Below are 12,412 nucleotides of genomic sequence, written 5' to 3'. Positions count from 1 at the left end.
TTTATTAACGATCTGTTTTATTAAGCAGCAGTTTCAACCACACGCTTTTCACGATTAAGCGCTTGTAACGCTGAAACATCCACAATCAGCGCAACGCTACCATCACCAAGAATGGTAGCGGCTGAAACGCCTGGTACCTTGCGATAATTACTTTCCAAGTTTTTGACGACGACCTGATGTTGCCCAATCAACTGATCGACCAACAAGGCATAACGTCGACCTGCACTCTGTAGAATAACGACTATACCCTGAGTAGCATCCGTTTTAGCACCATCCACATCAAAGATATGGAATAGTTCAACGAGAGGTAAATATTCACCACGAACTTGTAGCACACGCTCACCACCCGCTAACGGGTACAGGTCTTCAGACTGAGGTTGCAAAGATTCCATCACGGCGTTAAGCGGTAGGATAAAGACTTCATTGTTAACTTTAACGGACATACCATCAAGGATGGCCAACGTTAATGGTAACAAGATTCTTATCGTTGTACCTTTTCCAGCCTGGAAGTGGATTTCAACATGTCCGCCCATTTCCTGGATATTCCGCTTGACGACATCCATGCCGACACCTCGGCCAGAAACGTCAGTGACCTTCTCTGCTGTGGAGAAGCCAGGAGCAAAAATCAACATGCCCACTTCTTCATCAGACATTGCATCGCTCACCGCCAACCCTTGAGACAGAGCTTTAGCAAGAATTCTTTCACGGTTAAGCCCAGCCCCATCGTCGATAACCTCAATGCAGATGTTACCGCCCTGATGTTCCGCAGAAAGCGTCAGGTTACCCACGGCAGACTTACCGGCAGCAACGCGTTTATCTGGAGACTCGATACCGTGATCAAGGCTGTTGCGCACCAAGTGTGTCAGAGGATCAATAATACGTTCGATCAAGCTCTTATCCAATTCAGTCGAGCTCCCCATCAGCGTTAACTCGACCTGCTTATCCAACTTGGCAGCCAAATCACGCACCAAACGAGGGAAACGACTAAATACATATTCCATCGGCATCATACGAATGGACATAACCGACTCTTGCAGATCGCGGGCGTTGCGTTCCAATTGCCCCATGCTATTGAGCAGATCGCCGTGCGCCACAGGGTCAAGCTCACTTGAGCGCTGTGCCAGCATCGATTGCGTAATCACTAACTCACCAACCAGGTTGATAAGTTGGTCAACTTTCTCAACCGCTACACGGATGCTGGTATCACCGGTTTTTGCTTTATTTTTTCCATTTTCCGGAGCAGATTGCGGTTTCGCTGCAACGGGCGCAGACGGTGCTATTGGCGCAACGGGTGCTTCAACAACAGTTAACGTTTCTGCGACTTCAGCGACAACGGGTTGACTGGCTACGGCAGACTTGAAACTGATTTGCTCTGGTTCAAGAACAAAACACAGTACAGCGCTAATATCGTCTTCACTTTCAGAAGTGACTAATGTCACTTCTACGCTGGTGTCAGTCTGGTGAGGATCTTTAACGGTTCCCAGATTACCAAGTTCTTCCAGCATCTGAGGTATTTCCTGGGATTTCAGGCCGGTTAATGCGATACGCATTTCACCTTTACCTACATCATTAGATGTTGGGCTGACAGAGTGTAGGGTTGTAGACGATGTGTCAGGCTGGGTTGCCTCACCATCTGCTTTAGACTCCAGAGCAAGCTGGCGCAAGGCCTGACAGATATACTCAAAGCTCTCAGCATTGGGCTCCTGTGCGGTTTTATAAGCGTCCAACTGATCCTGCATGATGTCTTTTGTTTCCAGAAACAGGTTAATGATATCAGTGCTAAGACGCATTTCACTACGTCTTGCCCCATCGAGTAGATTTTCTAAAAGGTGCGTAGTTTCCTGCAAAATTTTAAAACCGAATGTGCCTGCACCTCCTTTTATGGAGTGAGCTGCACGGAAAATCGCATTTAATTGTTCGGTATCAGGCTCTGAAGGATCCAACAACAATAAATGTTGTTCCATATCTGCCAGTAATTCATCTGCTTCATCAAAGAAAGTTTGATAGAAAGCACTCATGTCCATGCTCACGTGGTCACCTCAGCTGTGAATCGCGGCTTATTGAGAAGGCGTCGCCTGGCTATCCGGCGCAGCAGGCAACGCAGTAGTTGGCTGTTGACGCTCTGGAGCAGGAACTCCATTTGTTGGTTGTGGCAATGCCTCACCACTTCCACCCGTATTGTTATCACTATTTTCGGCAGTCGGCGTGGTAGGTTTAGGCTTATCCAACCCCATATTTTGTAAATTTTCTGCTTTGTCTATATTTACAGCAGAACTTTCTGCATTTTCTTCTTCAATATCCTTCTGAGCTTGTTTGCTCAGTACCAAGAGACTGATACGTCGATTAATTGCATCATTTCCGCTTGTCGCCTGTTTGAGGCTCATTGTCGCAGCCATGCCCACAACGCGCAAAACTTTTCCATCAGACAAACCACCAAAAATAAGCTCTCGTCGTGATGCATTGGCGCGATCAGCAGATAATTCCCAGTTGCTATAACCGCGTTCCCCTGTCGTATACTGAACATCATCGGTATGGCCTGAAATACTCAGTTTATTAGGGAAGTCATTCAAAATAGGGGCTATTGCACGCAGAATATCCCGCATATAAGGTTCAACCTGCGCACTCCCAGTTTTAAACATTGGACGGTTTTGGCTATCGATGATTTGAATACGTAACCCTTCCTCAATCATCTCAATCAGCAAATGTGGACGGAGTGCACGTAATCGGGGATCGGCCTCAATTAACTGATCCAAGCGCTCTCGCAGTTTATTCAGTCGTGCCTCATCCAGTTTCTTTTCTATGTTATCTGTTTTGATGGCCTTTTTCACTTCACCATCTTGTTGAGTTGGATCGTTCCCCCCACCAGGGATGGGGCTGGAGCTGTCGCTTGATTTAGAACCTGAAGTTAATGCAACCTTTAATGGGGTACGAAAATACTCCGCGATTTGGGCCAACTGCATAGGTGTAGAGATGGCGATGAGCCACATAACCAGAAACAATGCCATCATTGCTGTCATAAAGTCAGCGTAGGCAATCTTCCAAGAGCCACCATGGTGGCCCCCATGCCCAGATTTGCGCTTTTTGCGAATAATGGGATGCTGATGTTTCATGCGTTACTATCCGACGCTTGCTGGGTCGGCGATTTTACACGACGAATATGTTCTTCCAATTCTGTAAAAGAAGGGCGTTCCGTTGAGTACAGCGTTTTACGTCCAAACTCCACAGCAATTTGCGGTGCATAGCCATTAAGGCTCGACAGTAAAGTCACTTTAATACACTGCAATACCTTGATTTTTTCTGCATTTTTCTGCCGCAGTAAAGCTGCTAATGGAGAGACGAAACCGTAAGCCAGTAGGATACCAAGAAAAGTCCCCACCATGGCATGGGCAATCATCATCCCTAACTCAGCGGCAGGCCGGTCAACATAGGCTAATGAGTGAACAACGCCCATAACTGCTGCAACAATACCAAATGCTGGGAGGCCGTCACCCATCATTGTCAGGCTGCTCGCAGGTACTTCACTTTCATGTTCAATCGTTTCGATCTCTTCGTCCATCAACGTTTCAATCTCAAACGCATTCATGTTACCACTGACCATCAAACGCAAATAATCGGTGATAAACTCAACAATGTTGTTGTCGGAAAGAATATTCGGATAGCTTGAGAAGATCTCGCTCTCGCGAGGATTATCAATATCAAACTCAAGCGAAAGCATCCCTTGCTGACGAGATTTGGCCATCACACGAAAGAGCAAGGCCATAAGATCCATATACAAAGCTTTATTATACTTGGAGCCTTTGACCAAAAGAGGCAGCGCTCGCAATGTTGCTTTTATCGCCTTTCCATTGTTGCCCACAATGAAAGCGCCCAACGCTGCACCACCAATAATCAGTAACTCCGAAGGCTGATAAAGCGCACCCAAGGCCCCACCGACCATGAGATAACCGCCGAGTATCGAGGCCACAATTACGATATAACCCAATATAACCAGCACAAGAAATCCTTATAATAAAAAAGGTGGGCGGAAGGTGAGATAAAACTGCGGAGCCATAGCCAAGACGTTCTTGAGGAAAAACCTATCACTGCTTTCACAAGCAACAGTGATAGATTCACAAATCGCGCTACAGACTCAGACTGCGTGTTTTACCTGTTCATCCAGCAGTTGAGGTATTATATCGGCAAGATTTTGCGAAAGTTTACGCCTTTTTACCGCTCTGGAAGGCGGTTGGCACAAACTACAAACAAAACTGTTTTTAGGCTGATGAGCGTGAGTAATAAACATCCCTTTACAGCAATTGCATGACGACAGTTGCAGCATACCGCTGTCAACAAACCGGACTAATGTCCAAGCTCGAGTCAATGCCAATAGAGGAGAATCACTCTGAGGTGCACACTGTTCCAAGTACAATCGATACGATTTAATGACTGCTTCAACACCGCTACACTGCCCATTCTTAATTAAAAAGCTATAAGCGTTGTAGAACATTGATGAATGAATATTCTGTTCCCAGGTCATAAACCAATCCGTTGAAAAAGGCAACATTCCCTTTGGTGGCGGGCTTCCTCTAAGTTCTTTATACAGCTTGATCAAACGCCCGCGACTTAACTGAGTCTCACTTTCTAACATCTGTAAACGAGCACCAAGCGAAATGAGCTCCATCGCCAACTGGATATCTTTCGCTTCCTGAACAATACTTTTCTCCGCCATCACTTATGCCCTTTTCTTAGGCAGGTTTTCTTCTTTCGAAGTTAACTGTTGTAATAAGTGGCTCGACAACAAGATCCCCGTATGAATTTGCTGTAAATCATCCACACGCGATTCTTGAGTCAACACTTTGATTGTATTGTGATCGTTAAAACGAAAATGGCATATCAGTTGGTTAGTTTCTGCCAGTTTCACCATCTGCGGCAGAGTCAATTGCATCAAGATATCTGCCATCTCGTCATTGATTCCTAGACGAAACATCGCAGAAGCTTTTTCATCATTAATTAAGCGTTGCGCCAGTAACAAATAAGACAGATTAATGTCATAAATGTGTTTGAGTAATTCAGAGGTACCCATATTTCCCATCCCGACAGGCTATGTTTAAAACATAAGTTAGGTGATAGACCATATCGCCCAGTTCGAAAATCACTCTCCATTGATGGCATAAAAAACTATCGGTGCCAGATACTGCAAGTTACTACTTCATCATTTCTTATTCGGGCAATGCTACTTGCCAACTTTAGCCAACTTTGCGCATCACGCGGAGAATCCGTTCATCCGCTGCTTTCCTGATCCTTCGATGAAGACTCACTCAACCAAGAGCATAGGATTAATCCTAAAACAGCGCAACTGTACCGCCTAATCCATAGCACACACAACGCGACTGAAGAAGAATTTTGGCCATTATGTGACGCAAGTCACACAAATGAAAGCTTTATGAACCAAGCTGCGTCTGGTCAGATCACTTTCATGCTTATTTTTACATCCCAAATGCACAATAAACGTTACAAAAAGAGCATTGAAAATAATAAAAAAGAAACAATTTGCTTGCTATGTAAATGATACATATACAAAAATATCATCATACCCGATATGCGCGCCATCATGTAAGTTTATACCTTTCATGAAAAACTTACACTTTTTCCCCAAAAAACTCTCAACGATATGTTTTGATGCAAAATGTACTCATTCCTTACCAAGCCACTACACATGTAAATGTAACAAAAAAGTCGAAAAAAGGATAATTTATTGATTTTTAATAAAATAGTAAGCCATCGGAATTGATTGCAGCCGCTACGGTATGAGGCCATACAAAGCACGGCATGACCTTAGCGATCTCAAACGTTACACCTCAGAATGCAACATTAGGAAGTTATCTGGTTGTAATAAAAATAATTTTCTGATCACATCTTCGTAACCCGGTTAACCAACCAAATACCTGAACATACCAAGATGAGTGCAAAGAAATATTTCCACTCCAGAATACTTTCATTAAGAAACAACGCTGACAACGCGGTACCGGATACGGGAATGAGAAAATTAAATGGTGCAACCATACCGACCCGGTTATATTTCAGCAATTGACTCCATAATGAAAAAGCGATTGAAGATAGCAAAATAAGGTAGCCGAGCATCAGCACTGCTTTCCAATCGGGTATAACTAGCGATCCTCCTGTACAATACCCTGACACCGTTAAGATAACGCCACCAATCGCTAATTGATAACCCGTCATAATAGTTGGGTCCATCGTTTGTGATATCCGTTTACCATATATTGTCGATGCTGACAAAATAAATGCAGCAATAACAACAAAACCATCACCTAGCAGCGTAAAACTAATACTCATTTCATGACTGCTAATATTAACGGCCATTACACCAGCAAAACCTAATATACAACCTGTTAGCTTATTGCCGTTTAACTTATCATTCCTGTACAGATAATGAGCAAGAAGTACACTGAAAAAAGTACTGGTTGCGTTCATAATTGAACCTTTAACACCTGTGGTATATGCCAGACCGATATAGAAAAAAACATATTGCAATGATGTTTGAAATGTTCCCAAGATTGTCAACTGGGCTAACTGCCCCGGCCGAAACCGCCCAATAGACCGACCACGTAGCACGGCTAGTACCAACAGTAACAGCCCAGCAAACGCAAAACGGTAACCCGCAAAAACAAGTTTTCCAGGAATATCATTATCCGCAATGTGAAACAGCTCATAGCCATTTTTAATGGCTGGATAAGCACTCCCCCATAGTAAACAACATAATGTGGCGATAAAAAAAACAACTTTTTTATCAGAAAAAAAATGCGTATGCTTTTCCAAGAAAAATCCCTCCGAAGATAGATTTCACACAATAGCGTTGAAGCACAGACAAATAAAGTTAGAGTGTCAGACTCTTCGTTTTTTATTATCAATTTGTATGATTTCGCATCACGTAATTTTCTTTTCTTTTTAAAGCGTTAAAAACGTGATCGGGATCGCATCGAATTTGATTAAGGTTTCTCAATATATGCCGATTATCTTTTACATTGGTTGTTTAGCTAATGGATTGTCATTAATGTAGACACTAAAACCTAAACGCTAATGCCGCCGCTAGTGGCATGGTAAATCATAATTTCCTGAGAATGAGTGAATGGATATGAAAATAACTTCAAGGTCTGAGCAGCACGTCGAGGCTGGCATGCTGAGCAATTTACGGCTAGTTCCCTTATTCATCATTATTCTGGGTGGTATTATGCTGCTATTTGCAGCATCTATCGGCACATCCAGCTACTTTTTACAAAGCAGCAATCAATCATTAGATGACGTTACACAAGAAATCGACACCCGAATGGGGATTTCGAACAGTTCTAACCACCTTCGCACTGCCCGTCTGTTACTAATCCAAGCAGCCGCCGCAGCACGCATTGGCGACTCTCAGGTCTTCAATGACAACCTGAAGCAAGCTGAACAACGTCTGGATCAGTCAAAAAAAGCCTTCCTCATCTATGAAGAGCGTCCGGTTAAAACACCTCAGGATATAGCGTTGGACGGCGATTTACGCAAATCATATGATGCCTATGTCAATCAAGGCATTATGTTAATGCTCACTGCGGCAAAACAAGGGCTATTTGAAGAAGTCATCACCCTTGAATCCGAAGAAACCCGAATTTTAGATTCGGCCTATAACAAATTTCTACTCGAAGCTGTCGCTTACCGTACGCAGAGAGCGAAAGAATTAAACGAAACCGCACATAAAAATGCGCTACTCGGATATTCGTTAATGGGGAGCAGTTTCGCTCTGGCCACCATTTTAACGCTTCTGACATTCTTCCTTCTGCGAGGAATCCTCATCAAACCGATGAACCAGTTGGTCATGAGAATTCAACGTATTGCGCAGGGCGATCTGACTCAAGTATCGGAGCGCTATGGCAGGAATGAAATTGGTACGCTAGCCAGCAACGTTCAACAAATGCAATCCTCGCTGGTCACAACCGTCACTACTGTTCGGGAAAGCGCAGATTCTATTTATCAAGGTTCGACAGAGATCTCATCTGGTAACACAGACCTTTCCTCACGTACCGAACAGCAAGCGGCAGCGCTTGAACAAACTGCGGCAAGCATGGAGCAACTTACCGCTACTGTGAAACAAAACTCAGAAAATGCTCACCATGCAAGCCAACTCGCAGCAAACGCTTCTGGGAAAGCTAAACAAGGTGGAGAGATCGTTGCAAACGTTGTCAATACAATGAACAGTATTTCAGGTAGCTCAAAGAAAATATCTGAAATTACCAGCGTCATTAACAGCATTGCTTTTCAAACAAATATTCTTGCGCTAAATGCAGCAGTTGAAGCAGCCAGAGCAGGAGAACAAGGTCGTGGTTTTGCTGTCGTCGCAAGTGAGGTTCGTAGCCTCGCACAACGTAGTGCGCAAGCAGCAAAAGAGATAGAAACGCTGATTTCCGAATCAGTCAACCTGGTCAATAGTGGTTCTGTCTTGGTTGATAACGCGGGTCAAACAATGAAAGAGATCGTCGATGCAGTCACGAATGTCACCGACATCATGGGTGAAATTGCTTCTGCGTCTGACGAGCAAAGTCGAGGAATAACTCAGGTCGGCCAAGCGATATCTGAAATGGATAGCGTGACACAGCAGAATGCTGCGCTCGTTCAGGAAGCCAGTGCCGCTGCGGCCTCGCTAGAGGAGCAAGCCGCATTACTGACCCGTGCCGTTGCAACATTTAAGTTATCCAGCCATCTATCAAGTACGCCTTCAGCACCCGCTCGGCCAAATGCTCTGCACGCGAAGGGTCATTCATCACTTGCCCTTCCCCGCAAAACCAATACGGAAAACGGTAACTGGGAAACATTCTAATACTGGATACTAGAATAGCTACGAGCATTGTTCACTCGGACAATGCTCGTATATTGACATTCCCCTTTACTCTTTTTCCGGCAAGATCTTTGGTTCAACAAACGTACCATCCTTACTGTTAACCTCATTGAAAAACCAGATACCAGCAGGGTAATCTTTTAGTGCAACTAAATACATTATCCCTTCCTCAAACGTTTCCACGGCCAGAACAATCCCTTCCCTGCGCGTCTTCCCATCGGTTTTAACAGTAACCAAATCATTAACTTTCATAAATTTATCTCAAAATAACTTCTAACATCAAAAAAACGGCATTATCATTTACAGCGGCGGTAATAATAGTACCTATATGAAATGATTAATTTTATTAATTTTTAGCAACGACATGCTAACCCTCTCTGTCATTAAATATCGATTATTCAAGCAAAAATTGAGCATTTCTATCTTAGTACACCCGACATATTTGCAAAAGAGATGAAAAGTTGAACGAACTACTGAACGTTAATGAACAGAGAGATAACGGTGAGTCAGACTACAATCAAGTCGTAACATCAGAGTGGACACAATTGATAGCCACGACCTCACAAAAATCTTTTGGTCTACTGCAAACTCTCGCCGCCCAAAAAGCATCCGAGTTTGCTGATAAGTTCTATTCCTACATGCTCAAAGATCAAGAAGCTTCTCTTTTTCTTTCCAGCCAGCAAGTCCATGATCGACTCCATGGGTCTATGAGCAAATGGATAGTAGACATTCTATCAAACACTGGGGATCACCTAGCAGATTTGATTAATTATCAAAAGAAAATTGGCCAGATTCATGCACGTATTGGTATTCCGATCGATCTGGTTGAACGTGGGGCTCGGCGTCTAAAATGGCAACTCTATGACAACATCACACAAGTGGCAGATGATAAATCACTATGTTTTGATGCTATGCGTTACGCTTCTATTTCCATGGATATCGCCATAGAGATAATGAATAAAACCTATTCACAATCACACGATCTAGCAGCCAAAAACGAAGAATCTTATCGGTTATTTTCTATTCTGGAAAACGCCAGCATAGAGAGAGAACGACAGAATGCATCACTGCTCAATTGGGAAAATGCTTTTATTTTTAGCGTTGCTACCGGTACACCACTTTCCAGCATCCAAGACCTGAGTGATTCAGAATTTGGTCTGTGGTTTAACCACAAAGGAAAATCCAGTTTCAGTAATATTCAGGGAATACGGACTATTGCGAAAATTATAACCGAAACTGATGACTACATTCGCAACTACAGTAATATCGCACTACTGACACAGCAAGATTACGCTCCACTACTTAAAACAGTTAGAAGCAAAATTTATAAAATAAATATGCTGTTGAGCTCATTATTCGACGAAGTCCAAAAACTGGAAAGCGGTAAAGATACGCTAACCCTCTTGCTAAACCGCCGTTTCCTGCCAACCATACTTCGACACGAAATATCGCTGACAATGCATTCAAACACGCCACTCAGCATCGCTATGATTGATATTGATCATTTTAAATCCATCAATGACACATATGGCCATACTGCTGGCGATAATATTCTAAAACGAATTGCGGAAATTCTGTATGAGAGTACGAGGAATAGTGATTATGTTTTCCGTTATGGAGGAGAAGAATTCATGATCGTGCTCATTGAAACGCCCAAGGTTGCTGCTCACACCATCATAGAACGACTGCGAAAGAAAATTCAGGATCACACGATTCATCTTCAAAACGGTGAAAGCGTGACAATGACCATCAGTGCAGGCATCGCCGTGTATAATGGTCATCCGGATTATGAATGCTTGATAAAGGCTGCGGACGATGCACTCTATCAAGCTAAGGCAAATGGCAGAAACAGGATCGAATACGCGCCAGAATAGCTATTCTGGGTTGCTGCAAATCTGCGTTTCAGTCTAGATCTGAAAAAGAGTAGCACGCTATTCGTCATCGTAGATTTGCACCGTTCCCCTTGCCAAACAGAAAGACTTGCCGTCATTGAACAAATTCACAGCATAAAAATGATAAAGCAACGATTTTACTAACCAACCCGCCCAAAATTTGATACATATTCAATAAATAAGCATGATCGTCGACAATGTGTCATGCAGTAACTCTTTTATTATTTGATCTGATTTTACACAGGGGAGGAGCAAGCATTGCAGCGACAGCAGGTATCATCGTCACGAATTGATTCCATTGGGTATGACCCAAAGACGCACATTCTTGAGATAGCATTTCATAACAAAGATATTTATCAATATGTTGGCGTACCTGAATCTATCTATAAAAAGTTTATTTCTGACGCTGTCGTTTCTAAAGGCCGTTTCTTTGATGGCGTGATAAAAGATAAATTTCTATGCCGAAAAAACAAATAGATTAAGTTTTAGCAACAATCATTGTGCTACTTGTCGCCGTATCTTAACGGCGATTAAAAGGTCGCTTTGCTTTTATCATTTCATCCACCAGCCTGCCAAAAATCGTAACTATCATGTGAATTAAATAGATATGTAGATGGTATCTCTACGATAACATCCCTCCACATTGTGCGAGTATCTACCCTGCCTAACTAAGGAGAGTTCATATGATCACATCAGACATTCAAGGGGCTAATGCTTTATTTACCCAGAACAATAAGCCCCCTATTGCGCCAAATGAAGATACCTTCAAAATGGCACTCGAGAAGGCAAAAGATAACGGACAGCTAATCAGACACGAACCTAGCGCGAAAGTGGAACCTCCACGCTCGCAGGCAGCACAGGAGTTTATGGACTGGGTTTCCATGTCTTATGAAGAAAAACTGTTCTTCTCCATACTCGCATCCATGGGTATATCCAAAGAACAATACGAAGCAATGCCGTTAGAAGAACGGATGGGGTTAGAACTCAAAGTACAAGCGCGCATTAAGGAAATGGCGGAACAAGGCCAACAATTCGTTTAATTACTGATATGATCGGTGAATATGCTGTCACACATTGAGTGCCTATTCCAATGATCCTACCACACGTAATGTGGACACAGCCCTAAGCGAGGTTCTGGTTTTCATATTGTTCCGGGCTGAGTCCACCACAGGCACTGTGGCGACGCCAGCGATTGTAATCGCACTCGATATAATTAAACACCGCCGTTCGCATTATTTCCCGGCTGGCAAAGCGTTCACCTTGATACATTCCATTTTCAGCGAGTGAAAGAAGCTTTCCACGCAGGCATTGGCATAACAGCAACCTTTTGCGCTCATGCTTCCGCTTAGATTATGGCGTTTCAGTAAGACCTGATAATCCGATGAACAGTCCTGGCTACCACGGTCCGTGTGAATAACGGGCGTTTACGCCACCAGAGCGCCATTTGTAGCGCATCGCAGGCGAGTTGCGCCATCACCCGCGATGACATTGACCAGCCAATAACCGCCCGCGGCCACACCGCAAGATACACCCAGCCTTCGTTCGTGCGCAGGTGACCTCGTAAAAGCCGCAATGGCATTAGCCTATCGATGCTGCGTTCGGCAAGCTGACATTCTTGAGTTACGAAAAGGAAACCTGTTAGACCAGGGGATAC

The 12,412-nt window shown here is 43.6% G+C and carries 11 protein-coding genes and 1 pseudogene; 4 read left to right on the top strand and 8 right to left on the bottom strand.

Annotated elements, in window-relative coordinates:
* Positions 1-20: 20 nt before the first annotated feature.
* The 6 genes from cheA to EDI29_RS18515 all read right to left on the bottom strand — a co-directional run bounded on the left by cheA (position 21) and on the right by EDI29_RS18515 (position 6,816).
* The gene (gene cheA, locus EDI29_RS18540; protein WP_193555677.1) at positions 21-2,018 is read right to left on the bottom strand and encodes a chemotaxis protein CheA; all 1,998 of its coding nucleotides are present in this window, start codon (positions 2,016-2,018) and stop codon (positions 21-23) included.
* Between the two features lie 39 nt (positions 2,019-2,057).
* Positions 2,058-3,110: a flagellar motor protein MotB gene (gene motB / locus EDI29_RS18535; RefSeq protein WP_137742070.1), complete on the bottom strand. Its 1,053-nt coding sequence runs from the start codon at positions 3,108-3,110 to the stop codon at positions 2,058-2,060.
* Positions 3,107-3,994, bottom strand: coding sequence for a flagellar motor stator protein MotA (gene motA, locus EDI29_RS18530; protein WP_107167797.1), 888 nt, complete (start codon positions 3,992-3,994; stop codon positions 3,107-3,109). The genes motB and motA overlap by 4 nt, the downstream gene beginning before the upstream one ends.
* 135 nt (positions 3,995-4,129) lie before the next feature.
* Positions 4,130-4,708: a flagellar transcriptional regulator FlhC gene (flhC, locus tag EDI29_RS18525; RefSeq protein ID WP_005970730.1), complete on the bottom strand. Its 579-nt coding sequence runs from the start codon at positions 4,706-4,708 to the stop codon at positions 4,130-4,132.
* Between the two features lie 3 nt (positions 4,709-4,711).
* Entirely contained in the window at positions 4,712-5,062 is a 351-nt protein-coding gene (gene flhD, locus EDI29_RS18520; protein WP_014915924.1) for a flagellar transcriptional regulator FlhD, read from the bottom strand.
* Positions 5,063-5,889: 827 nt separating this feature from the next.
* Positions 5,890-6,816, bottom strand: coding sequence for a DMT family transporter (locus tag EDI29_RS18515; protein WP_137742069.1), 927 nt, complete (start codon positions 6,814-6,816; stop codon positions 5,890-5,892).
* 310 nt (positions 6,817-7,126) lie between these two features.
* Here EDI29_RS18515 and EDI29_RS18510 point away from each other — a divergent pair, with 310 nt between their 5' ends.
* Complete coding sequence (locus EDI29_RS18510) at positions 7,127-8,848, top strand: methyl-accepting chemotaxis protein (protein WP_137742068.1); 1,722 nt, start codon at positions 7,127-7,129, stop codon at positions 8,846-8,848.
* Positions 8,849-8,914: 66 nt separating this feature from the next.
* Here the strand turns inward: EDI29_RS18510 and dsrB are convergent, their stop codons facing one another.
* Positions 8,915-9,118 carry a protein DsrB gene (gene dsrB, locus EDI29_RS18505; RefSeq protein ID WP_137742067.1) on the bottom strand — a complete coding sequence of 68 codons (204 nt, stop codon included), beginning with the start codon at positions 9,116-9,118 and terminating at the stop codon, positions 8,915-8,917.
* A gap of 209 nt (positions 9,119-9,327) precedes the next feature.
* On the opposite strand from dsrB, the gene EDI29_RS18500 reads away from it, so the two are divergent.
* The 3 genes from EDI29_RS18500 (at position 9,328) to EDI29_RS18490 (ending at position 11,798) form a co-directional block, all read left to right on the top strand.
* Positions 9,328-10,740: a diguanylate cyclase gene (locus EDI29_RS18500; protein WP_137742066.1), complete on the top strand. Its 1,413-nt coding sequence runs from the start codon at positions 9,328-9,330 to the stop codon at positions 10,738-10,740.
* Between the two features lie 276 nt (positions 10,741-11,016).
* The gene (locus EDI29_RS18495) at positions 11,017-11,235 is read left to right on the top strand and encodes a KTSC domain-containing protein (RefSeq protein WP_137742065.1); all 219 of its coding nucleotides are present in this window, start codon (positions 11,017-11,019) and stop codon (positions 11,233-11,235) included.
* A 206-nt stretch (positions 11,236-11,441) separates the two neighbouring features.
* Positions 11,442-11,798 (top strand): hypothetical protein, encoded by a 357-nt coding sequence (locus EDI29_RS18490; RefSeq protein WP_137742064.1) that lies wholly within the window; start codon positions 11,442-11,444, stop codon positions 11,796-11,798.
* A gap of 82 nt (positions 11,799-11,880) precedes the next feature.
* Here the strand turns inward: EDI29_RS18490 and EDI29_RS18485 are convergent.
* Positions 11,881-12,313, bottom strand: a pseudogene (locus tag EDI29_RS18485) (IS3 family transposase); the annotation flags it as partial.
* Positions 12,314-12,412: the final 99 nt, after the last annotated feature.

The sequence above is a fragment of the Pectobacterium polonicum genome, assembly GCF_005497185.1.
Classification (GTDB): Bacteria; Pseudomonadota; Gammaproteobacteria; order Enterobacterales; family Enterobacteriaceae; genus Pectobacterium; species Pectobacterium polonicum.
Note: the sequence above shows the minus strand (reverse complement) of the source record. Positions and strands in the feature narration are given on the sequence as shown.

What these genes read in the sequence shown, in the direction of transcription:
- EDI29_RS18510 (WP_137742068.1), top strand. Translation starts at nt 7,127, where the DNA reads ATGGATATGAAAATAACTTCAAGGTCTGAGCAGCACGTCGAGGCTGGC.
- cheA (WP_193555677.1), bottom strand. Translation starts at nt 2,018, where the DNA reads ATGAGTGCTTTCTATCAAACTTTCTTTGATGAAGCAGATGAATTACTG.
- dsrB (WP_137742067.1), bottom strand. Translation starts at nt 9,118, where the DNA reads ATGAAAGTTAATGATTTGGTTACTGTTAAAACCGATGGGAAGACGCGC.
- EDI29_RS18490 (WP_137742064.1), top strand. Translation starts at nt 11,442, where the DNA reads ATGATCACATCAGACATTCAAGGGGCTAATGCTTTATTTACCCAGAAC.
- flhC (WP_005970730.1), bottom strand. Translation starts at nt 4,708, where the DNA reads ATGGCGGAGAAAAGTATTGTTCAGGAAGCGAAAGATATCCAGTTGGCG.
- flhD (WP_014915924.1), bottom strand. Translation starts at nt 5,062, where the DNA reads ATGGGTACCTCTGAATTACTCAAACACATTTATGACATTAATCTGTCT.
- motB (WP_137742070.1), bottom strand. Translation starts at nt 3,110, where the DNA reads ATGAAACATCAGCATCCCATTATTCGCAAAAAGCGCAAATCTGGGCAT.